We start from the raw sequence: 22,269 nt of genomic DNA on the forward strand, positions 1-22,269 counted from the left end.
TCCCTTACGCTCTACGGCTTTTGCCTTAACGGCATTGATTAAAACTCCGTCCGGCCAACCAAGCCGGTATGGGATTTTTCGGTGCCGGAACGTCTTATTCAACAATGGGCTTTCCGGGCAAAGTTGCGATTGGCTTGGACAACTTTATTTTCTAATTTTCAAGGTTTTTTTCGGGCTACAAGCATGAGTACCAATCTCTATCAACCTGCTTCGGCGGTTCGAAAAGAACTGCAAAATCCTAGCCTTTCCCGTTTAAAATTCCGCCGCCAACGCTGGCTGACCGTACATCTCTGGCTGGGCCTGACGCTGGGCCTGCTGCTGTCGATTTACGGGATCACCGGCAGCATCCTGGTGTTTTATCCGGAAATCGACGAATGGCTGCATCCCAATATGCTGGTCGTGCAGGCGCCGGCTCAGGCAAGCTATCGGCCCCTGGCGGAAATTTTCGCGGCCGGCAAGCAAGCTATGCCGGCAAACGCCAAGCATAACTTCGCCACCTATCCGCGCAACGAGTATGCGGCCTTCAAACTGCGCTTCGCGGTGGCCGATGCCAGCGGCGCGGTGGAACGCTGGGAGGTAGGCGTCGATCCTTACACCGCGAAAGTCACTGGCAAACAGTTGCAGGGCCGTTCCGACGAATGGCTGCCCTACACGTTTATCGATTTAATGTTTGAATTGCATTACGCCTTACTACTGCCCAACGACATCAGTACGGTGGTGGTCGGCGTGTCCGGCGCTCTATTGATTATCTCGACTTTGACCGGCCTGATCGTCTGGTGGCCGCTGACCGGAAAATGGCTCCAGGCGCTGGTTTTCAAGGCCGGGGCCGGCAAGGTGCGCTTCAATTACGACCTGCATAAAACCAGCGGCTTCTACACCGCGTTGGTGATGGTGCCGGTATTGTTTTCCGGGATTTACATGGTGCTGCCGCACAACGTGGTGCCGGTGCTGGAGCTGTTCTCGCCGGTGACTTACCGCTACTGGTTTCAGTCCACGCCGCCGGCGCCAAACGCCCCGGCCATCGGCATGGACGAGGCGGTGGCGATTGCCTTCAAACAATACCCAACGGGCCGTCCGCACTGGATTTACGGCGCCAACGAACCCACTAAAACCTATACGGTTTGCCAGGACGGCGTCGATGCGCCCGGCAGTATCCTGCAACGCCGTTGCACGGTGATAGACCGCTACAGCGGCAAGATTTTGGACTTGGACGATCCGAGTTTGCCGACCGCGACGGCCGGCGAAATCTTCACCCATTGGCAATGGCCGCTGCATTCCGGCCAGGCCTTCGGCATGGCCGGACGGATTATGGTGTGTATTACCGGCCTGGCCTGCCCGGTCCTGTTCGCAACCGGGGTTATTCGTTGGCTGCAAAAACGGCGGGGTGGCCGCCGCGCGGCAAAATAAACTGCGTCATTTGACCGGTCGGCTAGGCGATATCACCCACTTCCCGCCGCCCCGCCTACGCCAACCAACTGATAACGCGGGCATTTCTCTATGGCATAAAACTGGCTGAGTGTTCCGCCAATCCCAAATGCCAATTCCATTAACCATGAGTCTGGACATCAGTGCCCTGTACCGGCGGTACCGCAGCGAGTTGCTGCACCATTTGCAACGGCTGGTGCAATGCCCGGATGCCGCTCAGGACCTGCTGCAGGAAAGTTACGTTATTCTGAGCCGCAGCGCCGCCGTCGGCGCGATAGAGCATCCGCGCGGTTTTTTGTACCGCATCGCCGGCAACTTGGCTCTGGACCATTTGCGGCATAACAAAATCGTGGACGCGCACCGGACCGCCTGGGCTACCCACGAAGCCGAGCCGTTTCCCGATGCGGCGGAGCAACTGTCGGCCCAACAATGGCGGGCGCTGTTGCATCAAACCATTGCCGAACTACCGCCCCGCTGCCGGGATGCTTTTATCCTGCACAAATTACACGGCAGCAGCTACCGCGACATCGCCAAGCTGTTGGATATTTCCGAAAGCGCCGTGGAAAAGCACATCATCAAAGGCTTGGCGCATTGCCGCCGGCGCCTGGGCGTCCATTTCAACCGCCCTTACCGTGATAGCTGAGGCTCGGCCGGCTCCGGCCGCCCGCTCGATATTCCCTGCCGCCGCTATATAATCCGGCCATGACCCAGCATCCGCCCGTTTCCGTATCCGACGCCGCCGCCGAGCAGGCCATGGCCTGGTTCGTGCGTTTGCGCGCCGAAACGGCGACGCCGGCCGAGCGCGACGAGTTTCAACGCTGGTACCGGGCCGATCCGGCCCACCGCCGGGCTTATGCGCAAACGGCGGCGTTTTGGGGCGACGCCGAATTCGGCCGGGCCTTGGCCGCCGCGGAATTAACTGCGCCGCCCAGCCCACGGCTGCGCGTTCGCCGCCCGGTTCCGGCTCTGGCTGCCGCGGCCTGCCTGACGCTGCTGATCGCCGGCTACCGGCCGACGCTGGATTGTTGGCGAGCCGATTACTGCACAGGCGTCGGCGAGATCAAAAGCTTCAGGCTGGGCGACGGCAGCGAAGTCACTCTAAATTCCGCCAGCGCGATCAGCGTCGACTTGAACGACGGTTTGCGTCGGGTCGAATTGCGCCAGGGCGAAGCCTTTTTCGACGTGCAACGCGAGCCGCAGCGGCCGTTTCAAGTCAGCGGCCGCTACAGTACGGTGCGGGTGTTGGGCACCCGTTTCGCGGTCAGGGAAGACAGCGCCGACGCCAGCGTCAGCGTGGTCAGCGGCCAGGTAGCCGTCGCCCGGCCGGAAGCCGAACCGGCTTTATTGCAAGCCGGCGACAGCATCACCGTTGCCGCCCGCCGCAGCGGCGATATCCGGCACAGTCCGGCCGCCGGCGGCACGGCCTGGCTCAAGGGCTACGCGGCGTTCGAAAACGCGCCGCTGAGCGAGGTCGTGGCCGAACTCGGCCGTTACCGCCGAGGAACCCTGCTCATACACGGCGCACCGCTACGCGACTTGAAAATCAGCGGCCGTTTCGACATCCGCGATACCGACAAAGCCTTGGAGTCGCTGCAGCAAACCTTGCCAATCCGGGTAACCCGGCTCACGCCCTGGCTAGTTTTGATCGGCAAAAACGCGCAGGGCTGACCGCGGCATCCGACTTTGCCGAATCCTCGCTGCCTGGCCTGAAAAGGCAGGCTTCGTCCCCTAAGCGCCGGGCCAATTTCGGCCGACCGCTCCCGCCCAACCCAGCGATTTTGGCGCCGATGTAGGGAATTGCCGCGCTCATACGTCTTACCGGATATAAACCTTTTTCGGAATCAAGGAGAATCCCATGAACTTGCGCCCCTTCTGGGTGGTTGTACACCGTTACGCCGGGTTAGCGATGACGGTTTTTCTGGTCATCGTCGGCCTGACCGGCAGTTTGCTGGCTTTTTACCACGAGCTGGATAGCTGGCTTAATCCAGCATTCTCGGCGCCGGCCGGCAACCGGCCGCGCATGGGTTTGCCGAGCATCCTGGAACGGGTGGAAGCGTTGGCGCCCAACGCCCGTTTCCAATCGGTGAGCCTGAGCGACGACGCCGTCGAAGTCTGGGTCGCGCCGAAGACCAATCCGCTGGACGGCAAACCTTACGAGTTGGATTTCGACCAATTGCTGTTGAACCCCTACAACGGCGACGAACTGGGACGGCGCAAGTGGGGCGATATCGGCCAGGGCCTGACCAATTTGCTGCCGTTCGTTTACCGCTTGCATTACGCCTTGGCGCTGGGCGAAATCGGCGGCTGGATCCTGGGCATTACCGCCCTGGTGTGGACGCTGGACAGCTTCGTCGGCTGTTACCTGACGCTGCCGCCGAGCCGGCGCCCTGCCGCAGCAACGCCGGCCAAGCCGTTTTGGCCGCGTTGGGCCCCGGCCTGGAAGATCAAATGGCGCGGCTCCGCCTATCGGATCAATTTCGATCTGCACCGCGCCGGCGGTCTGTGGTTGTGGCTGTTGCTGTTGGTGTTCGCCTGGTCCAGCGTTTACATGAACCTGAGCGACAGCGTCTATGCGCCGGTGACGCGGACGCTGGTCGGCGAATACCACGAACCGTGGCTGGATTTTCCGGATCTGGATAAACCGCTGGAAAATCCGGCCATCGCTTGGCGCGACGCCTACCGCATTGCCAACGAACAGATGGAACAGGCCGCCCGCGCACACGGCGTGTCAATCGAAAAGCCGGTGTCGTTCCGATACAACGCCGAAAAAGGGTTTTACGTTTACGTCGCCCGCAGCGGTGCCGACATTCAGGACAAAGGCGGCGATACCAGATTGGTGCTGGATGCTACGACCGGCGCGCAGAAATTGCTGCTGTTCCCCAGCGGCCAATATGCCGGCAACACCGTGTCCAGTTGGCTGGCCGCGCTACACACCGCCAACGTGTTCGGCATGCCGTACCGGATTTTGGTCTGCATGCTCGGCCTGGCCATCGTCATGCTGGCGGTAACCGGCGTCGTGATTTGGTTGAAAAAGCGACGGGCTAGGTTGGCCAAGGCTGACTGATCCCGCCGATGTGGCAGCCACTCAATAAACCCAATCCAGTTAAGTTGATCGATTCGGTTTTCATGGCCTTCTTTGAAATACAGGGAGGGAGGCCGGCCGCACTTAACTGCACTGTCTATAAACCCGGCTCTTGCTTTCGCCAGGGTCAGTCGAAGTCCAAGGTGAAGCCTTGTCTTGTACGACCGACCGATGGGTATGAGTAGTTAGAGAGCAGGCAAAAACTAGGCCGTTATCCATATGGCCTAGCTGTTCCAAGGCTAATATTCGATGTTGATCGCCCCCATGAAGGTACGCGGGTTACCGTAATAAGTCGGCCCATAACTGTAAATCGAGGCGTTATACGTTTTATCCAGCAAGTTATCGATGTTGAGTTGGGCTGTCACTTTGGTTTGTCCCACCTTCCAGTCCTTGCTGGCCATCAGATTCATGATCGCATAGCCCGGTGCCTGTGCCGTTTCGTAAAAGCCGATTTCCCGCTGGCTGACCGCTTGCATGCCGACGCCAAACTTCAAACCGCGTAAATCGCCTTGCTGAAATTGGTAAGTGGTCCACAGGCTACCGTTATGCTTGGGGGCATTGTTCAAACGTTTACCCACCACGGCCGGATCGGTTTCGTCGGCGATCGTTTTGGCAAACGACATATGGGAACCTCTAAAAATTGCGCCCGGCGAGTAAAATGAGTCGGAGCTAAAGACCTTTGGAGAGCAGAGATGACGGTGGCACAAGACGACCTTTTCGGTTCCCTGTTTGAACATCGTGATCGTCGGATCGATCGTTTGGGCAATCCGTTGTTGGAATTGGACGCGCAAGTGGATTGGGAAGCGTTCCGTCCGTTGCTGGATCAAGTCCATCACAAAGTCCGCAAATCGTCTGCCGGGCGTAAGCCTTGGGATGGGGTGTTGATGTTCAAAGCGTTGGTCATCGCTAGTCTCTACAATCTGAGCGATGAGCAACTGGAGTTCCAAATCGAAGACCGGCGCAGTTTCCAGCGATTTATTGGGTTGTCGGATGCCAAGCACGCGCCGGATCGCAACAGTTTCTGGCTGTTTCGTGAGTCACTCAAAGAACTGAAACTCACCGAGACGTTATTCAACGAATTCAACCGGCAATTGGATCGCGCCGGCCTGATCGCCCGCAAGGGCCAACTGATTGACGCCAGCTTCGTCAAGGCGCCGGTGCAGCGTAATACGCCGGACGAAAACGCCCGGATTAAAGCCGGCGAAACCGTCGAGGACTGGTCGGCCTCCAAACGCAGTCAGAAGGATACCGATGCGCGCTGGACCAAGAAAGGCGACAAGAGCTATTACGGGTACAAGAATCACGTCAACGTTGATAATGCCCACAAGCTGGTGCGCAAATACACGGTCACCGATGCCAGCGTCCACGACTCCCAAGCCCTGAACGGCTTGCTTGATAGCGGCAACACCAGCCGGGATGTGTGGGCCGACAGTGCCTATCGTTCCGAAGCGGTGGAAGAACTGTTAAAAGTCCAAGGCTACCGCAGCCGGATTCACCGCAAAGGGGTGCGCGGCAAACCGCTGACTGACCGGGAAAAACAAGGCAACAGTACCCGCTCCAAAACCCGTTGCCGGGTCGAGCACGTGTTTGCCTGGATGGCGCAATGGGGCGGTAAGGCGATCCGTTGCATTGGCCTAGCCCGCGCCGAAGTACGTATCGGCTTCATGAATCTGGTGTACAACATGCGACGTTTTTGCGCCATTCGCAGGGTAGCTGCGTCTTGATGCCGCCCATCGGAGCTGAAAAGGCTTCGAGTTGAAGGTAGTCCGCTTGGAAATGCCAGCTTTCGAGCACGTTTTACGCCCCGAATCTGATTAATCGTGGATTTTTAGAGGCTCCCATATAGGAATAAGCCCCGATCACGCTCCAACCCGGCGCAAGTTCGCCGGATACGTCGAATTCGATACCTCGCGATTCCGCTTCGCCCAAGGCTCGGGTATATGCCAGATAACCGGCAATCGGCGCGTTGCGCTTGGTCAGATCGTAATAGGCCAGCGTCGCGGTGAAGCGGCCATCGAACAATTCGGTTTTGGCGCCGACTTCCCATTGATCTGCGGTTTGCGCGGGTAGCGGTTGGCCGTCCAAGCCAAAGTTGCCGGGCATGCCGAAGTTCTCGGTATAGCTACCGTACACCGAAAACTCCGTAATCGGCTGCCATACCAGACCGCCTCTCGGCGACACGCGCTCGGAATGGGTATCCGGGCTTCGGCCGCTGCCGAACTCGCCGCTACTGCTGGAATACATATCGGCGTTGTCGTAACGCAAGCCAGCCAACAGATGGATGTGGAACGGCAATTCCGCTTGATCCTGAGCGTAAAGCCCGAACCACGGCAACGTCGAATTCGAGTATGTCACGTCGCTGGGTAGAATGGTCGGCGGAGCTGCCCTATGCACGGGATGGTAGAGATTGCTGTTGTCGTAAAAATCCGGGTTGGAACCAAAGCCCGCCATCGTCGCCCGGTAATCGGTTCTGTAGTAGTCGCCACCTAACAGAATATTGTGTTTGACAAAGCCGGTTGCGAATTTGCCGGTCAATTCCAACGCATTATAAAAATTGTGCTGAAAGTCGCCGCCATCGGTGTTTTGCGCGAAAAAAGCTCTACCGACGTTTCCGGTGGCTGGATCCGCACTCGATCCATGAATTGCCGATATCGTCTGCTTGTAGTTTTTAAAATTGAACCGATGCCGGAGTTTCCAGCGGTCGTTGAAGTCATGCTCGGTATTTAACGCCAGCATCACATATTCGTCTTCCGTAAAACTCCACGGCTCGCCCAAATTGCGTTCTCTGGCTATCGGCGCGGGGCCATTCCCTAACAACGGCACCCTACCGTTACCCAATTCCTTGATCTTGCTGTATTCGAGTTTGACAGTGCTGACCGTGCGCTCGGAGATATTCCAACGCAAGGTCGGCGCCACCAGCAAGCGTTCGTTGCCGCCGAACTCCTGAAAGGAATGATTGCTTTGGTAACCCAGGTTAAAACGATAGGCCAGACTCTTGTCGTCGTTCAACGGCCCGGTGGCGTCGACACTGGTTCGATAAAGGTCAAACGAACCGAATTGCTGACGCAAGGCGTAATACGGCTGATCCAAAGGCTGTTTGGTGACGAAATTGACGATCCCGCCCGGCTCGGCGCGACCGTACAGGATGGAGCCGGGCCCCTTTAACACTTCGACCCGCTCGACGTTTTCCAGGTCTTCTGTATGAGCCCACTCGCCTTGGCTCTTGTAACCGTCTCGATAATTGAGATAACTGCCGAAACCGCGGATAAAGAAGGTACCGCTGCCGCCGAGTCCGCTGCTGACGCCGCTAACATTGCGTAACGCTTGTTCGATAGTGATGGCCTGTTGGTCCTTCAGCACGCTTTGCGGCACCACCTTGACCGACATCGGAGTTTGCATGATCGGGGTATCGGTTTTGGTCGCGGTACTGGCGTGGCGGACCTGGTAATCGGTGTTATACGGGTCGGTCGTGTCGTAAATTGCCTTAGCGCTAACCATGACCGTCCCCAACGTTGTCGTTTCCTGGCGATTTTCGCCCGGTCGTAACGTCACCGTGCCGCGACCGTCGATGGTGTAGATCAATCCGCTACCGCTGATCAGGCGGCGCACGGCTTCCTCTAGCGTAAATTCGCCATGCAATGCCGGTGCGCTTTTGCCGGCAGCGGCTTGTTCGGTATACAGCATCGCCGTGCCGGATTGTGCGGACAATTGCTGCAACGCAGCGGCCAAATCTTGGGCCGGAATGTCGAACCGGTGTTTGCTGCCGTCGGCGAAAGCCGGCGCCGAAACCAGCGCCGCAACGGCCAGAGGGGCGAATTTCAAGGTCATACTCCATGTCTCCAGGAGCTATAACTGAATCTGGTGTTTGGTAGTTGAAGAGAAGCGGCGTATCTGGTTGATTATTTGTGACCAAACAAAACGATCAACTCCAAGGATACGCCACGATGAAGAAGAGTAATGTAATCGACCTGTCCAGTCGAGAAGAGAATGCCGATCCATTGACCAACCTGATCCGGCAAGGGGCTCGCAAGCTAATTGAGCAAGCCATCGAAGCTGAATTGGCAGCCTATATGGAAGCCTTCAGCGAACGGAAGCTGAGCGATGGTCGGGCTGCCGTCGTTCGTAACGGTTATCAACCGGAGCGCGAGATTCAGACAGGTATCGGGCCCGTGGCGGTGAAGGTTCCCAAGGTTCGGGCGAAAGACGGCCAAGGCGCCACCTTTCGTTCTGCATTGGTGCCACCCTATGTTCGGAAGACGCGTTCCTTGTCAGCCGCATTGCCCTGGTTGTACTTGAAAGGTATTTCCAGTGGTGAGATGGAAGCCGCACTGGAAGTCCTGGTTGGGCCGGATGCCAAGGGATTGTCGGCCAGCACCGTGGCCCGCTTGAAACGCGCATGGGCGGCGGAATATAACGATTGGCGGACCAGTCGCCTGGATCGTGATCAGTGGGTCTATATCTGGGCCGACGGCATTTACAGTGGCCTGCGGACGGAAGATGTCAAGCTGTGTGCCTTGGTTATCATCGGGGTCAATGAGCGCGGTGAAAAACGCTTTCTGGCGATTGAGGACGGCGTGCGTGAATCGACGCAGAGTTGGCGGGAAGTGCTGCTGGGCCTGAAAGCGCGCGGTATGAACAGCCCCAAACTCGCCATTGGCGACGGCGCGATGGGTTTCTGGGCGGCGCTGGATGAGGTTTACAGCAACGCTCGGCAACAACGCTGTTGGGTGCATAAAATGAACAACGTGCTCAATCGCGTTCCAAAAGCGGTGCAACCCAAGATGAAACAGTCGCTGTATGACATATGGCAGGCTGATACCCAGAAGAACGCCGAGCGCGCCTTCGACCAGTTCGCCACGCTCTATGACGCCAAATATCCCAAGGCGGTTGAATGTCTGTATCGCGACCGGCATGAACTGCTGGCCTTCTATGACTTTCCGGCTCAGCACTGGCAAAGCATTCGAACAACCAACCCCATCGAATCAACCTTCGCCACTATTCGCCATCGCACCAAGCGTGCCAAAGGCTGTCTCGCCCGCGATGGCATGTTGCACATGCTATTCAAACTGGGACAAACGGCTGAGAAAACCTGGCGACGCCAGCGAGGATTTGATTATCTCGCCAAAGTGATTACCGGGGTTCCGTTCAAGGACGGCATTGAGCTAGAAACCGGCAATCAGATCGCCGCTTGATCAAGGCCTGAACACCAGATTTGACAATAGCTCTGTCTCCAGTTGAAAAGGGTTCATGGACATAGACGCAAGACGTAAAAAATGCCGCCAGCCGTGCAACGAATTTCGATGCGGCGCAGTTTCAGGCAGCATTTATTGTTGAAGCCGAATAACGTTTCGTAATCGCAGCCGGGGCTACGCGGTCCGACTTCGGGATTAGCGGGCTTTTCCTGTCGGCTCCAACACGATTTCCCGTTCGCTGAGGCGGATGATGTTCACCGGCAGCAACGTGGCGACGGCGTTCAACAATGCGTCCAGTTGTTCGGTGCGGAAGCTGCCGTTGACCCTGAGCTCCGCCAGCTTCGGGTCGGGCAGGCGGATATCGACGTCGTGGTAGCGGCTGATTTCACTGACCACGTCGGCCAGGCGCCGGCCGCGGAACACCAGCAAGCCCTGGCGCCAGGCGGTGGCGCCGGCCGGATCGCTATGCGGCAAGGCCTGGAAACCGCCGTCGTTGCTATAGGCCAATTGCTGGCCGGCGGCAAGTTGCTTGCGCTCGCCGCCGCCTTCCAGTTCCACTACGCCTTCCAATACCGTCACGCTGGTTTGGCGAGCTTGTTTGTAAACGTCGAACGCCGTGCCGATGTCGCGGACTACGGCGTTATCGGTATGGACGCTAAACGGCCGGGCGGCATCGTGGCGTACGCTGAAGAACGCTTCGCCGCGCACCAATTCCACCCGGCGCCGGAAGCGGTTGTAACGCACCCGAACTTCCGAGTCGGCGTTCAATTCCAGGTTGGAGCCGTCGGCCAGCGCCACGGTGAGGCGCTGGTTTTTGCCGGTAGCGTAACTGTGCGGCAGACCATACCAACCCTGCGGCGAAAACAAGGCCCAGCCGGCAACCAGCAACAGGCTGGCGGCGGTGGCGAACGCGGCGCAGCGGCGGCCGGCACGGCGCGGCCGGTAGCTTAGAGCTTCGTCTCTGGCTTGGAAGTCTTGCCCTTCGAATTGCCGCATCCAGGCCCATTGCCGCTCGGCTTGGCGGTACGCTTGCGGATGGGCGGGGTCGGCCGCCAGCCAGGCCGAAAAATCGCGTTGCACGCTCGCATCTTGCGGCGTCTCGCGCCGCCGCAATAACCAGGCGATGGCTTGGTCGCGTTGAGCTTGGGTACAGGAAGGCGGCATCGGCGTTGCGCGGAATTCGGGTAAATGAAGAGGCGGCAGTTTACCGGACATAGGCTAGACGGATAAAGCGCACGGTTACCGCCAGTCGGCGTCCGGGTCGGCGCTTAGCTTGGCGCTGATGTGCTGCATAGCCAGCATCACGTAACGCTCGGAACAGCGTACCGAGATACCGAGCCGAGCCGCGATTTCGGCGTGGGAGCAACCTTCGATCCGGTACAGAACGAAGGCGTGGCGGCGCAGTTCCGGCAGTTCTGCCAACCACTCGGAAAACTGCTCCAGTTGCTGCTGGGTCTGCCAGTATTGCTCCGGAGAGCGGCCGTGGTCGGCAATGTCGTCGATTTCCGCATCGGCGTCGGCAAAACGGGCGCGAGTCTCCCGACGGCGGTGGCGGTCGACGGTCAAATTGGCCGCAGTTTGAAACAAAAACGCCCTGGGATTTTGGATGGCGTCCGGCTCCGGATACTGCGACAAGCGCAGAAAACTCTCCTGCACGATGTCGCCGACATCCGGCTCCTTCGGCCAACGGCCGCGCACAAAGGCGCCGACTTCCGGCGCGTGGCTCAGAAACAGCGTGTGTAAGAATCCTGAAAAATCTTTGGGCATCGGCGCGGGCGAGTTCGGCAACGGCTGGCGCTGAGCGAGCAAGGTTTACGCCAAGATGCCGAAAATGCGCCTATGCCGCAGGTCCGACCCGCCGCCCCGGCCGGACCGTGTCGCGATGGCCGTTAGAAACCGGACCGGCCGATTCGCTCCGGATTTGCCGAATCAGTAACGGATACGCGAGATGCCGCAGTTTTTTTGGAAAACGCGGCATTTCACACAATTGGTTAACCCAATCCTTCAATACCGTTTGCCTGGTCGAAGGATTAACCGGTCAGGGCTTCGACCGGCTCGGCCCTACCGGAACAGTGGCGGCAATAAGAACGGGCCAATAGGCTTTTGGACAGCTTCCGCCCGGCACGAGGTTGCTGCCGGGGCGTATCGCGCCGGCCACAAACCGCACCGGGCATGCCGCGACAATCAATACTCCAGCTTGATCGAACCTATTACCGATAGCGGCTCGGCCGGCAGGTTGTAACGGCGTGCGCGCATACTGTAATACTCTGCATCATTCACGTTGTTCAGGTTAACTTGCGTCGTCAGCCGGGTGTCGCCGAGTTTCATTTTGTAGGCCGCCATCAAATCCAGGCGGGCGTAGGCACCGTCGGAATAGCTGTTTTCGGGATCGCCGTAGCGGCGGCCGGCGGTGTAAACCCCGGTGCCGATACTGAAGCCGTTCAACACCCCGGAGCTAAAGTCGTATTTCAGCCAGAGACTGCCTTGATGGATGGGGGCATAAGGTAGCCGGTGGCCGACATTTGCCGAAGCGTTTCGCGGGTCGTCAACGACTTTGGCATCGGTATAGGCATAGGTGCCGACCATGCGTAAGCCTTCGTAAATCCGGCCTTGAATATCCAGTTCCACGCCATTGCTTTGGCCTTTGACCGGCACCGATATCCGCGGATTGGGATTATTGCTGTCCTGGTAAAACTGGGTACGTTCCAGATCGAAATAGGTCAAGTTTGCGGTCAGCTTGCCGTCGTAAAATTGGGTTTTGATTCCGCCTTCGAATTGAGTGGCCGAAAACAACGGGTAAAGCCGGGCGCCGCCCAAATCGTAATCGTTCGCCGGCCCGAAAGACTCGGAAAAGCTGCCGAATACCGACAACCAACTCACGGGTTCGTACAGAATGCCGACCCGCGGACTGATAAAGATATCGCTACGCGCGTCCGCGCTATTGGGCCCATTCCAGCTTAGATTCTGAAAGCGCTGCACCCAGTCGTAACGGAAACCGCCGAGCAGATGCAGTTTGTTCCAAAACGTCATCTGGTCCTGGAAGTAAATGGCTTTCGACGTGTTTTGCGTGACGATGTTGCTAGTCGTCGGCGGCGTGTTGCGGTACTGGTCGATGGGCAAATTGGAGTTTTGCGGATCGAAGGTAAACAGGTTGATAAGATCGTTGCCGTTTATCACGCCGTCGCCGTTTTCGTCGACTCTGGCGTTGTAGACTTGGTAGTCCAAATTGGTGTCGTGGTACTCGCCGCCGAATAGCAGCTTGTGTTTGACGCCGAAGGTATCGAAATCGAAGGCACCGTTGATCCAGGCAGTCAGCGAGTCGGTCCTCTCCGGGCTGAACCAGGTACTGCGCGCCACTTTTTGATAGTCGGCGCTCGCCGGATTTTCGTTGACCCGGCCCAGGTAAATCCCTTCCCAATTCTTTTTGGTCAAATAGCCCACCGCGCCTGCATTCAGCTTGACGTGATCGTTGACGCGGTGATCGATCCTGAAATCCAGCGTATCGTTGATCATGGAATTGCTTAAGCCGGATTGGGCAAAGGTGCGCTCGATCGGCAGATTGGCGATTTTGTTGCCGAACGCCGGCGTGCCGGCATCGTAGGTATAGTCGTCGTCGAAATGTTCGTAAGATAGCGTCAGCTTGGTATCGGGCGACACTTGCCAACTGATGCTGGGCGCAAAAAACACCCGCTCGTTGCCCATAAACTGGCGGAATGATCCGCTATCCAAATACGAAAAATCCACCCGGTAATTCAAGCCGTGTTTCTTGTCTATCGGCCCGGTCGCGCTGGCTTCCGTGCGGTAAAAATCGTAAGAACCGAAGCGTTGCTCTATCGAATAATACGGCACGTCGCTGGGCTGCTTGGTAACGGTACTGATCATGCCGCCCGGATCGCTGAAACCGTAAAGCATGGCCGAGGCGCCCTTCAACACTTCCACCCGTTCGACGTTGGCCAGATCGAATTTGGTAAACGGGATCCGGACGCCATTGCGGTAACCGACCGTGCTTTGCAGAAAACCGCGCAACACAAACTGCTCGAACATGCCGCCGTAGCCATGGTAGCTTTGTACGCCGCTGACGTTCTTTAGCGCATCCTGCAGCCGATAGGCTTGTTGATCCTGCATCACGCGCCGGGTAACGACCTGGATCGATGCCGGCGTTTCCATGATCGGCGTGTCGGTTTTGGTCGCGAGGGCGGTATTGGACCGGGTATAACTCAGGCTATACGGGTCCTCATCGTCGTATAGCGGCTGCCCGACCACGGTGACTGCCGGCATGGCCGTCGGATTTGCCGATTGCGGCCAGGCCGAATTTGCCGTTTTCTGCAACGTCACAGTGCCGTCTGCTGCCGTTTTGGCAGTCAGGCCGGAACCTTCCAATAACTTTTGCAAAGCCTGCTGCGGCGTAAAGCGGCCTTGCACGGCATTGCCGCGTAAATTGCCGGCCAATTGCGAGCTGAAAAAAACCTTGACGCCGCTGGCTTCGGAAAATTGCAGCAACGCATCGGCCAGCGGGGCCGCAGGTATCGCAAAATCGATTGCGCTTTCCGCCGCGCACCAGGGGCTGGCGCTCATTGCGGCGGCAAACAAAGTCGTACAAATGGGGGAGAAGCGTTGGCTCATCTTGCCTCCTGGCATGGGTTAGCTTGTGCGCGGAGGCGGCGGCCGACCTACGCCGCCGCGTTATCCGCGGATTCCTATGCAAAGACGAAGCAGGCGTTGGGTTTTATAACCAGACGGGAAGAAAAAAATTTTGGCGGTTAGGCCGGTAAGGCAACTGGACGGCAATCGTCGCCAAGGTTTTCGGGCCCGTTCTCGGTATAGTCCATGGCAAATCGGTCAGGCATGCAGATTAAAACCGGCCGCCGTTTCCGGTGCAAATCGGGCCTTTGGTTCCGTTAGGATTATGCCTGTGTTTAATGGCGGTTTTGGGGGGATGGAATGGCGGTTTTGGGGGGATGGAATGGCGCTATCGACCCAAAACGGCCTGTCACGCTTCTCCAAACCGGCCAGTCAGCCAAAGCCAGATTTTGCAAACTGGAGGGCTACAAAGCAGCCGTTGGTGCGAAACTGCAAATTGCCCATTTCTAATTGAGCTAACTTGTGACTTTTTAAAAACTCATCCGCAGACTTTTCAATACTTCTGCCACTTCGGGTTTTGCGGCCGATGAGAGTGGGAATATAGCGCAGATTGTGCGACGAATTTCTGGGTCTGACAGATAACGAACTCGAATCTTATCTGCATTTTTGGTGATGGTGAATTCCGGCATTAGCGCAACACCGATGCCGGCGCGCACCATACTCAGTATCCACTCTTCGCTATTACTTCTATAGGCAGCATAAAGATTGACCTGCCGACCCTGGCACACACTCCTCAGTGTTTCACGCAATTCACAGTTCAGGCGATCCAAGTAAGGTTCAGTTTGTATGGTTGCTAAATCAATGTGTTGCATTTGATTGAAACGGTGTTTGTCGTTGAAGACAACGACATAGCGTTCTTCGTAAAGCTTTAAAGACTGGTAATGCCCTGCCGGTAAGGATGTTGGTGCGCTGATAACTAAATCCAAGCCATCTTCATCAAGTTGATTCAATAGATTGCATTCATTGTCGACGACTAATTCCAGTTCTACATGTGGGTGTTCTTGCTGAAAGTCAGCGAAGAATGGACTTAAATGGTGTGCGGCAATTGTCGTCATCACTCCGATGCGAAGTGGCACAGTATTTAAGCGGCTGAAACGCACAGCCTCTGCTTTGACAGCTTGCGTCTTGTGCACTATTTCGCGTATCGAAGGTTCGATTAAACGTCCTAAAGCCGTCAACCGACATCCGCTACGATCTCGGCTAAATAGCTCACCGCCAAGTTCATCTTCCAATTTCTTAATTGCTTGCGTCAGCGAGGGTTGGGCCACATAGGTTGCTTGTGCAGCGCGAGTGAACGAACCGTTATCGCAGACGGCCAGAAAATAGCGAATTTGCTGCATTTCCACACTTTGCCCCTTTTAAAATAGGAAAAACCTATTATTTCATAGAAAATATGTATTTTACAGTTGCCATAACACATTATTTAATATAGTCACCCAGTCACATAAATATTCAAAATTCCTATGAAAGCCGCAAAATTAATCGTAATGTACCCTACGCCAACAGATCTAAAAACGTTTGAACGTCGATATGCTGATGAGCATGTGCCGATGGCCGTGGAAAAGCTGGTCGGCAAAACACGATTTGTCGCCTCATTGATTCTTTCCAATGCAGACAAATCTGCAGCGCAGTTTCATCGGATTGCCGAGGTTTACTTTCCATCACTCGCTGAATTAAAGGCTTGTCTGAATTCACCAGGCGGTCAAGAAACAGCTCAGCATGCCGTTGAGATTTCTAGCGGTGGTGAGCCGTTGTTTCTGATCTCCGAGGTGGAAACCTTTGATTTCTAAACCGACCATCGGATTTAACAAAATCACAGAGGGAGCAAATCAATGTCTAACTCTATCAACAGACTAAAGAAGGTGGTTCATAAGCGCATTAGGTGGCTGAGTCTGCTGCCTGTTGTCTTTTGGGTCGGATTAATGCCGACTATTGTTCAAGCGCATCGCGGTGCGCCTGACGAGGCCGATACTTGCGTTACGAGGGTTGGTTTTGAACGAGTCCATTTCACGGCCTATACCCCCACACTGTCAGGGGATCGGGAATATTGCAGCATCATTCCCGAAATCGGCCCAACTAATTTGGTGTTCGACTACGAAGGTAAACGTCTGCGCAATGTCAGCGTGGAATTCGAAATCACCAAAGAACCTGAAGGGCAAAGGGTTTTTTATCAGCAGCCGAAAAAAGTTAAAAACGGCACTTTCGATAGTTTGGTCGATTTTAGCCAGTATGGTGCTGGTAATTATTTGGCCCACATCGCTATTGTCGACAAGGATAAGCGTCTTGATACGCATATTCCGTTCTCTGTTGGCCTGGAATCGGTTCCGGGAAAAAGCTATATGCTGCAGATTGTGATGATCGGAAGCTTGCTGTTGCTGGCTTATATTTTACTGAAGTTAGCGAATAAGGAAGCACTCAATCACTCACCTGAGGCATGATCGAATGGTACAGGCGAGTCAAGCGAACTTAGGGAGAATATTATTATGAATATGACTCAATTAAAGGTTTATCTTTTAAGAATTAATTCTTGGCAGAGAGTGCTATTCGGGTTACCGATATTAATAATGGTTGTCATGCTTTTGATGGATCATAGTGGCGACTCGGTAGAATTGGGGCAAGCCGCGTATCGGCCTGAGATGCTGCAACGTCTTTGCAAACCTGATCAACTCAGTGGAGACGCTGGAGAGACTTATGGCGAAGAAACCGAAAACGGCATCAAATACAATGTCCGCACACCAGCCAATTATGATGCATCCGTTGCCCACCCACTATTACTGGTATTTTCTCCGGCGGGATCGAATCGGGCTAAAACCGAAAAAACAACTGGGTTCACTTTTCCTGCGACCCAAGCCGGTTTCATCGTGGCCTATGCGGATCATCCGGAATTATCGCCCAGCACTACCGTAGAATTAGGCACCATTCCCAGTTTAATGGCTAAAAAATGGTGTATTGATGAAAAAAAAGTCTATGTTACCGGACATTCCGATGGAGGGACTTCGGCGATGGCATTAGCATTTATGACTGGCACGGGACACATCCCACGAGCCATTGCGCCGAGCGCAGCCGGGGTTGCGTATGATGATTTACGCGACCGCAGATGCCCTGAACCCTTGCCGGTTATGGTTATGCACAGCAGCAAGGATCGCCTGTTTCCTGGTTATGGTCAGCAAGCGGTGGGTTGGTGGGCGGCTTGTAATAAATGTGATCCTATTCCGGATAAAATCGCAAATGGTTGCTTCTCTTATTCAGGGTGTGCCGGGGGCGTAAAAACGTTGTACTGTGAAGGTGATCAAATCCATTCACATTGGCCCGAGCGTACTCAGGATATCATCGAGTTTTTTGTGTCAGCGACTCAAGTTAGCCCACGGGAGGCAAAGTGAAATGGGACCTATATGAATCGTAGTGGGAGCAAAGGTAAACCCGAAAGCAAACGGATGACCCGGATTCCATCTCGGGTCTGCCCCTTTTAGCGGCTGAGTAGTTGGCTGGCAACCGACTCGGCTCGCATTGAGAGCTGGCGGCCTAAAACGGCTGAACAACGGATTGGCTCCAGGTGATGGGGCATTGATAATGTCATTTTGCTAGCCGAATACCGGACAGCCGATTGGGTTAAATGATGCCTTAATTATTAAAATTGGATAGCTACTCCGAGCGGCGGGTTTTGGCCGGTCTGCGCCGTTGGCAGTTTTGAAATTCAAAACAGTGGAATATTTCACGGAGTACCCCAGTTCCCGCAGTGGCGTCAGCGGCCTCGGCTGAGACCGCCGCGGTTGGCGCCGCAGTGCCCCGCTTGATCGTCGCGATGCTTCAGCCGGCCAAACGGCGGGACTTGAGCCGCGCTAGCGGCGGTGCAGTACGACCAGTGCGTCGGTCAGGCGGATTTCGTCGGCGGACAAGGTCTTCTCGATCACGTTCAACGCCGCTTCCGGGTCGTTAGCGTCGAATACGCCGGTTACCAGATGGCCTGCCAGTTCGGCATCGGCAATCACGATCCGGCCGGGACGGTAACGGTTCAGGTCGGCGACCACTTGTTGCAGCGGTTTTTCCTTGAACACCAGCCGCCGCTCTTGCCAAGCGCCGACCTGCTTCAGATTGACCGGTTCCGCCGGACCGGCTTTACCGCCCGACGATGCGACGCGGCGGCCTTCCGGCAAGCGCGCTATCGTCTCGCCGTTGGCGAATGCGACGCGCACGCTGTGCTCGTAGACCGTGACCGCCATGTCGCCTTGCCACTGTTTAACGTCGAAGGCCGTACCCAAGGCCCTGACCCGGCCGCCGCTCGCCACCACTTCGAATGGCCGCTCCGCATCGGCAGCGACTTTGAAATGGGCTTCGCCGTTATGCAACCGAATCACCCGCTGTTTTTCGGAAAATTCCACCGAGATAGCCGAGGCCGTGTTCAGAATCACCGTCGAGCCGTCGCTGAGTTGTACCCGGCGTTGTTCGCCGGTACCGGTGCGGAAGTCGGCAAAGAAACCGGCATTCAATACCCAGCCCAAACCCAGCGCCAACGTCAGGCAGGTTGCCAGCGGCATCGCCCACAGGCCGCGGCTTAGCGCCGGCCGGCCACCGGCGGTTCGCGCCGCGCCGGCATTTGCGGACTGCGGTGACAGCCCGGCTGTCAGCCGCTGTTCTATCAGTTCGATTTGGGCCGGAGGCAAGTTTTCCACCCGCCGAAAGAAAGTCTGCGCCTGTTGCCAGGCTTCCAGATTCTCCCGGCTGGCCGCCAGCCAAGCGCGCCAGCGCTGTTCCTGCTCGCCGTCGAAAAACGGCGATTCGCGCAGGGCCAGCCAATATTCGGCTTGCTCGTTGGCTCCGGACTCCGGAATCGGCGGGATGGAAGGGTTCATAGCAGGGGCAGTGCCGCGGTCTGTTGGTTGGTCGGATTATAAAACGCTTGCCGAATAAACTCAGGCGCAGCAGGCAAAATCGACGCAATCAATCGAGTTCGCCGATTTTCTGCCGGCAGTGGCGCAGGGCTTGCGTCAGATACTTGAATATCATCGTGTGCGAGATACCCAGCCGCTGCTCCACTTCCGCGTAGCTGCAGTGTTTCAGTTTGAGCAGGATGAAGACTTCCCGGCATTTGGGCGATAACTCGTCCAGCGCGGCGATCAATTGCTGAAGTTGCTGTTGCGACATCGCGGCCCTCTCCGCGGACAAGGACGCCGGCCCTGCGGTTTCGGCCTCGCCTGTATCGGCTTCCGGATCGTGCCCGGAATGGCGATTGCGGCTGCGCAGATAATCGGTCGCCAGATTGGCCGCGATTCTGAAGATAAAAGCGCGCGGATTTTCCACCCGGTGCTTGCCGCCGTAACCGGCGTAACGGATAAAGGTCTCTTGAAAAATATCCTGGGCGGCATCCGTGCAACGGGTGCGTTGCGACAGAAAATGCAATAACTCCTGGCGATGCTTATGCATCAGATTGGCGATGTCGACGGCGGACAATTCGAGCATGGGACGGTTAACGGTAGGCAGCCAAATTTGGCGTACAACCAAGCAATATCCGCGCCGCAGGCGGATTGCACCGCCGGCAACGCGGGCGACACCGACCGGGAAGGCGCGTATTTGCTGGGATTTATCGGCAAAACGCGCCTATGCCGCCAAGCGGATTGGTAAAGAATTAGGACTTGCTTTACCAAGCCATCAGGCTGCGGGACGCGAAAAGTGGGTGATTTCACACACCTTACCGATGATGGCGTATTTGCCTGCCCCGTCGCTTTTGTAACCAACGAATCACGCCGGTCGTGAACAACACCGGGCAAGCCAGACCGGTAATAAACACCAGTATCCTGCCGGTCATGCCGAAGGCTTGGCCGGAGTGCAACGGCCATTGCCAGCGGGTAAAGATTTCGCCGGCCTTCGCGATCGGCAAACTAAGGTCGTCATGATCGAGAATGTGACCACTGCAGCGGTCGAACACCGTGCAACTCACGGAGATAGCGGCTTGCGCACCCAAACCCATCGATCAAGACAGCGCTTAGTTCGGCATGCGGGATTGCAAATACCCGCCTCCGTGCTATACATTGGTGCGTTAGGCAGTAGTGCCGATTCAGATTTCATTAAACACGGGCGGGACCATGGAAATTCAATCGAAGTTATTAGGCAACCAGGAAATCAATCCGGAAACCATCATCAATTTTCCGCGCGGCCTGCCCGGTTTTGAAGATCAGACCCGCTTTAAGCTGTTTCACCAGGAAGGCAGCGAGATCGTGTATTGGCTGCAGTCGGTGGACAATGGAGACCTGACCTTTTCGGTCGCGCATCCGGCCCATTTCAACATCAATTACAACTTTACCGTGACCGACGCCGAGGAAGCCTTGCTGCAAGTCGAGCCCGGCGACGAATTGGTGATTTTGATCCTGCTGCATAAGGACAACGAGCAGGAGAACGGCAAGCCGACCATCAAGGGGTCGATTAAATCGCCGATCTTGATCAATGCCAACAAACGTATCGGCATGCAAAAGGTGTTGGTGGCGATAGAGCAGAGCATCACGCTGACCGAAAAAATCAGCGAAATCGACGTATCGGAAGCTTAAAAAGGCTATCGGCCGAAAGGCTATCGGCCGCCGTAAGAAGTACGGCGGCCGACCGAATCAGGCGGCCTGAACAGGAACGGAATGGCTGGAATGGGTGATTTTGTTGTTGCCGTCGAAGTAAACCAAAGTCGGCTTGTAGTTTTTCAGTTCCTTCTCGTCGAGACTGGCAAAGGCGCAGACGATAATCAAATCTCCGGGACATGCCAGACGGGCGGCAGCGCCGTTAATCGAAAAAATGCCCGAGCCCTCTTCGGCACGGATAGCGTAAGTGGTGAAACGCTGGCCGTTGTTGACGTTGTAAATATGGATTTGCTCGTATTCCCGGATCCCTGAAAAATCCAAAATCTTGCCGTCGATCGCGCATGATCCCTCGTAGTCCAATTCCGAATTGGTCACGCGGGCGCGATGCAGCTTGGCTTTAAGCATGTTTATGTTCATGGTAAGCAAGTTCCAATACTAGGGCAGGCGATTATGCCTGAAATCGGATTGGCTATCAAATTTAAGCATTAGCATTTTTGCGCGAAAACCCTGCATCTTCAAGCGCTTGGCATGCAAAAATACACGTTATCTATCAGGCGGGTAGCGCCTAATTTGGCGGCGGCCAACACCACCAGCTCCGCATCTCCGGGCCGGGCGGGCTGCAAATCGGCACTCCGGCAGACCGAAAAATAATCCACGTTAAACCCGGCGGCTTGCAATGCATGCTTGGCGGAGTCCTCGACCGCACGGTAATCGGCGGCCCCGGCCAACAATTTATCGCGGGCGGCGATCAACGCCCGGTATAGCGCCGGGGCGGCTTGCCGTTGCGGCTCGGTCAAATAGCCGTTACGCGAACTCATCGCCAAGCCGTCGGCTTCCCGCACCGTCGCCACACCTTGCACCGTAACCGGAATGTTCAAATCGGCCACCATCTGCCGGATTAGCGCCAACTGTTGAAAATCCTTTTCCCCCATCAGCAAGCAATCGGGCTGGACCATGTTCAATAACTTGCAGACCACCAGGGCGACGCCGTCGAAATGGCCGGGCCGGCTGGCGCCGCAATGCAAAGCCGACAGCCCGGCCACCGACACCCGGGTTTGCGAAGCTTGCGGATATATTTCGGCGACACCGGGCAAAAACAACAAATCGGCGCCGCAGGCGGCCAATTTCTCGGCATCCTGGCTTTCGGTGCGCGGGTAACTGTCGAAATCTTCGTTCGGGCCGAATTGAGTCGGATTGACAAAAATACTGGCGACAACCTTATCGGCCCGAGTCTTGGCGGTTTCGACCAAACGGATATGGCCGGCGTGCAGATTGCCCATGGTCGGCACGAAGCCGATGCTGTGGCCGGCTTGCCGCCATTGCCGGGTGGTTTGCCTTAACTCGGCGACGTTATTGACCGTTTGCATGG

20 protein-coding genes and 1 pseudogene are annotated in these 22,269 nt (G+C 56.3%); 10 read left to right on the top strand and 11 right to left on the bottom strand.

Translation table 11 applies throughout. The annotated features are described in order from the left end of the window. Positions 1-183: 183 nt before the first annotated feature. The 4 genes from VXJ35_RS21440 to VXJ35_RS21455 all read left to right on the top strand — a co-directional run bounded on the left by VXJ35_RS21440 (position 184) and on the right by VXJ35_RS21455 (position 4,489). Positions 184-1,407, top strand: a complete 1,224-nt coding sequence (locus VXJ35_RS21440; RefSeq protein ID WP_064023117.1) for a PepSY domain-containing protein — start codon at positions 184-186, stop codon at positions 1,405-1,407. Between the two features lie 127 nt (positions 1,408-1,534). Beyond that, a complete protein-coding gene (locus VXJ35_RS21445; RefSeq protein WP_231914804.1) occupies positions 1,535-2,068 on the top strand; it encodes an RNA polymerase sigma factor in 534 nt (177 codons plus the stop codon). Positions 2,069-2,127: 59 nt separating this feature from the next. Beyond that, positions 2,128-3,093 carry a FecR family protein gene (locus VXJ35_RS21450; protein WP_064023119.1) on the top strand — a complete coding sequence of 322 codons (966 nt, stop codon included), beginning with the start codon at positions 2,128-2,130 and terminating at the stop codon, positions 3,091-3,093. 187 nt (positions 3,094-3,280) lie between these two features. Continuing rightward, entirely contained in the window at positions 3,281-4,489 is a 1,209-nt protein-coding gene (locus tag VXJ35_RS21455; protein ID WP_064023120.1) for a PepSY domain-containing protein, read from the top strand. Positions 4,490-4,746: 257 nt separating this feature from the next. On the opposite strand, the gene VXJ35_RS21460 is transcribed toward VXJ35_RS21455, so the two are convergent. After that, positions 4,747-5,130 carry a TonB-dependent receptor domain-containing protein gene (locus tag VXJ35_RS21460; RefSeq protein WP_064023121.1) on the bottom strand — a complete coding sequence of 128 codons (384 nt, stop codon included), beginning with the start codon at positions 5,128-5,130 and terminating at the stop codon, positions 4,747-4,749. A 69-nt stretch (positions 5,131-5,199) separates the two neighbouring features. Between VXJ35_RS21460 and VXJ35_RS21465 the strand changes: the two genes are divergently transcribed. After that, positions 5,200-6,231 (top strand): IS5 family transposase, encoded by a 1,032-nt coding sequence (locus VXJ35_RS21465; protein ID WP_064020809.1) that lies wholly within the window; start codon positions 5,200-5,202, stop codon positions 6,229-6,231. 73 nt (positions 6,232-6,304) lie between these two features. On the opposite strand, the gene VXJ35_RS21470 is transcribed toward VXJ35_RS21465, so the two are convergent. Then, positions 6,305-8,335: a TonB-dependent receptor gene (locus tag VXJ35_RS21470; protein ID WP_064023122.1), complete on the bottom strand. Its 2,031-nt coding sequence runs from the start codon at positions 8,333-8,335 to the stop codon at positions 6,305-6,307. 116 nt (positions 8,336-8,451) lie between these two features. Between VXJ35_RS21470 and VXJ35_RS21475 the strand changes: the two genes are divergently transcribed. Further along, complete coding sequence (locus VXJ35_RS21475) at positions 8,452-9,699, top strand: IS256 family transposase (protein WP_064023311.1); 1,248 nt, start codon at positions 8,452-8,454, stop codon at positions 9,697-9,699. Between the two features lie 195 nt (positions 9,700-9,894). Here VXJ35_RS21475 and VXJ35_RS21480 read toward each other — a convergent pair whose 3' ends face one another. From VXJ35_RS21480 to VXJ35_RS21495, 4 genes are all read right to left on the bottom strand, one after another. Further along, entirely contained in the window at positions 9,895-10,863 is a 969-nt protein-coding gene (locus tag VXJ35_RS21480) for a FecR family protein (protein ID WP_064023640.1), read from the bottom strand. Between the two features lie 75 nt (positions 10,864-10,938). Next, positions 10,939-11,466 (bottom strand): RNA polymerase sigma factor, encoded by a 528-nt coding sequence (locus tag VXJ35_RS21485; RefSeq protein ID WP_064023641.1) that lies wholly within the window; start codon positions 11,464-11,466, stop codon positions 10,939-10,941. Between the two features lie 417 nt (positions 11,467-11,883). Next, the gene (locus VXJ35_RS21490) at positions 11,884-14,322 is read right to left on the bottom strand and encodes a TonB-dependent receptor (protein ID WP_064023123.1); all 2,439 of its coding nucleotides are present in this window, start codon (positions 14,320-14,322) and stop codon (positions 11,884-11,886) included. Between the two features lie 488 nt (positions 14,323-14,810). After that, positions 14,811-15,686, bottom strand: a complete 876-nt coding sequence (locus VXJ35_RS21495) for a LysR family transcriptional regulator (protein WP_064023124.1) — start codon at positions 15,684-15,686, stop codon at positions 14,811-14,813. Positions 15,687-15,803: 117 nt separating this feature from the next. Between VXJ35_RS21495 and VXJ35_RS21500 the strand changes: the two genes are divergently transcribed. The 3 genes from VXJ35_RS21500 to VXJ35_RS21510 are packed head-to-tail and all read left to right on the top strand — an operon-like array spanning position 15,804 to position 17,720. Further along, on the top strand, positions 15,804-16,130 hold the full coding sequence (locus VXJ35_RS21500; protein WP_064023125.1) for an EthD family reductase: 327 nt from the start codon (positions 15,804-15,806) through the stop codon (positions 16,128-16,130). Between the two features lie 42 nt (positions 16,131-16,172). Continuing rightward, positions 16,173-16,778 carry a hypothetical protein gene (locus VXJ35_RS21505; protein WP_064023126.1) on the top strand — a complete coding sequence of 202 codons (606 nt, stop codon included), beginning with the start codon at positions 16,173-16,175 and terminating at the stop codon, positions 16,776-16,778. Positions 16,779-16,823: 45 nt separating this feature from the next. Then, a complete protein-coding gene (locus tag VXJ35_RS21510; RefSeq protein ID WP_064023127.1) occupies positions 16,824-17,720 on the top strand; it encodes a PHB depolymerase family esterase in 897 nt (298 codons plus the stop codon). A 459-nt stretch (positions 17,721-18,179) separates the two neighbouring features. Here the strand turns inward: VXJ35_RS21510 and VXJ35_RS21515 are convergent, their stop codons facing one another. The 3 genes and pseudogenes from VXJ35_RS21515 to VXJ35_RS21525 form a co-directional block, all read right to left on the bottom strand. Beyond that, complete coding sequence (locus VXJ35_RS21515) at positions 18,180-19,190, bottom strand: FecR family protein (RefSeq protein ID WP_064023128.1); 1,011 nt, start codon at positions 19,188-19,190, stop codon at positions 18,180-18,182. Positions 19,191-19,278: 88 nt separating this feature from the next. Further along, complete coding sequence (locus VXJ35_RS21520; RefSeq protein WP_064023129.1) at positions 19,279-19,797, bottom strand: RNA polymerase sigma factor; 519 nt, start codon at positions 19,795-19,797, stop codon at positions 19,279-19,281. A gap of 229 nt (positions 19,798-20,026) precedes the next feature. Then, positions 20,027-20,269: pseudogene (locus VXJ35_RS21525) on the bottom strand (PepSY domain-containing protein); the annotation flags it as partial. 151 nt (positions 20,270-20,420) lie between these two features. Between VXJ35_RS21525 and fliW the strand changes: the two are divergent. After that, entirely contained in the window at positions 20,421-20,879 is a 459-nt protein-coding gene (gene fliW / locus VXJ35_RS21530) for a flagellar assembly protein FliW (protein ID WP_054762888.1), read from the top strand. A 57-nt stretch (positions 20,880-20,936) separates the two neighbouring features. Here the strand turns inward: fliW and panD are convergent, their stop codons facing one another. Then, a complete protein-coding gene (panD, locus tag VXJ35_RS21535) occupies positions 20,937-21,317 on the bottom strand; it encodes an aspartate 1-decarboxylase (RefSeq protein ID WP_064023131.1) in 381 nt (126 codons plus the stop codon). Between the two features lie 98 nt (positions 21,318-21,415). Next, the gene (gene panC / locus VXJ35_RS21540; protein ID WP_064023132.1) at positions 21,416-22,267 is read right to left on the bottom strand and encodes a pantoate--beta-alanine ligase; all 852 of its coding nucleotides are present in this window, start codon (positions 22,265-22,267) and stop codon (positions 21,416-21,418) included. Positions 22,268-22,269 lie beyond the last annotated feature (2 nt).

The organism is Methylomonas sp. DH-1 (genome assembly GCF_046097555.1).
Taxonomy (GTDB): domain Bacteria; phylum Pseudomonadota; class Gammaproteobacteria; order Methylococcales; family Methylomonadaceae; genus Methylomonas; species Methylomonas koyamae.

What these genes read in the sequence shown, in the direction of transcription:
- VXJ35_RS21440 (WP_064023117.1), top strand. Translation starts at nt 184, where the DNA reads ATGAGTACCAATCTCTATCAACCTGCTTCGGCGGTTCGAAAAGAACTG.
- VXJ35_RS21445 (WP_231914804.1), top strand. Translation starts at nt 1,535, where the DNA reads ATGCCAATTCCATTAACCATGAGTCTGGACATCAGTGCCCTGTACCGG.
- VXJ35_RS21450 (WP_064023119.1), top strand. Translation starts at nt 2,128, where the DNA reads ATGACCCAGCATCCGCCCGTTTCCGTATCCGACGCCGCCGCCGAGCAG.
- VXJ35_RS21455 (WP_064023120.1), top strand. Translation starts at nt 3,281, where the DNA reads ATGAACTTGCGCCCCTTCTGGGTGGTTGTACACCGTTACGCCGGGTTA.
- VXJ35_RS21460 (WP_064023121.1), bottom strand. Translation starts at nt 5,130, where the DNA reads ATGTCGTTTGCCAAAACGATCGCCGACGAAACCGATCCGGCCGTGGTG.
- VXJ35_RS21465 (WP_064020809.1), top strand. Translation starts at nt 5,200, where the DNA reads ATGACGGTGGCACAAGACGACCTTTTCGGTTCCCTGTTTGAACATCGT.
- VXJ35_RS21470 (WP_064023122.1), bottom strand. Translation starts at nt 8,335, where the DNA reads ATGACCTTGAAATTCGCCCCTCTGGCCGTTGCGGCGCTGGTTTCGGCG.
- VXJ35_RS21475 (WP_064023311.1), top strand. Translation starts at nt 8,452, where the DNA reads ATGAAGAAGAGTAATGTAATCGACCTGTCCAGTCGAGAAGAGAATGCC.
- VXJ35_RS21480 (WP_064023640.1), bottom strand. Translation starts at nt 10,863, where the DNA reads ATGCCGCCTTCCTGTACCCAAGCTCAACGCGACCAAGCCATCGCCTGG.
- VXJ35_RS21485 (WP_064023641.1), bottom strand. Translation starts at nt 11,466, where the DNA reads ATGCCCAAAGATTTTTCAGGATTCTTACACACGCTGTTTCTGAGCCAC.
- VXJ35_RS21490 (WP_064023123.1), bottom strand. Translation starts at nt 14,322, where the DNA reads ATGAGCCAACGCTTCTCCCCCATTTGTACGACTTTGTTTGCCGCCGCA.
- VXJ35_RS21500 (WP_064023125.1), top strand. Translation starts at nt 15,804, where the DNA reads ATGAAAGCCGCAAAATTAATCGTAATGTACCCTACGCCAACAGATCTA.
- VXJ35_RS21505 (WP_064023126.1), top strand. Translation starts at nt 16,173, where the DNA reads ATGTCTAACTCTATCAACAGACTAAAGAAGGTGGTTCATAAGCGCATT.
- VXJ35_RS21510 (WP_064023127.1), top strand. Translation starts at nt 16,824, where the DNA reads ATGAATATGACTCAATTAAAGGTTTATCTTTTAAGAATTAATTCTTGG.
- VXJ35_RS21515 (WP_064023128.1), bottom strand. Translation starts at nt 19,190, where the DNA reads ATGAACCCTTCCATCCCGCCGATTCCGGAGTCCGGAGCCAACGAGCAA.
- VXJ35_RS21520 (WP_064023129.1), bottom strand. Translation starts at nt 19,797, where the DNA reads ATGCTCGAATTGTCCGCCGTCGACATCGCCAATCTGATGCATAAGCAT.
- fliW (WP_054762888.1), top strand. Translation starts at nt 20,421, where the DNA reads ATGGAAATTCAATCGAAGTTATTAGGCAACCAGGAAATCAATCCGGAA.
- panD (WP_064023131.1), bottom strand. Translation starts at nt 21,317, where the DNA reads ATGAACATAAACATGCTTAAAGCCAAGCTGCATCGCGCCCGCGTGACC.
- panC (WP_064023132.1), bottom strand. Translation starts at nt 22,267, where the DNA reads ATGCAAACGGTCAATAACGTCGCCGAGTTAAGGCAAACCACCCGGCAA.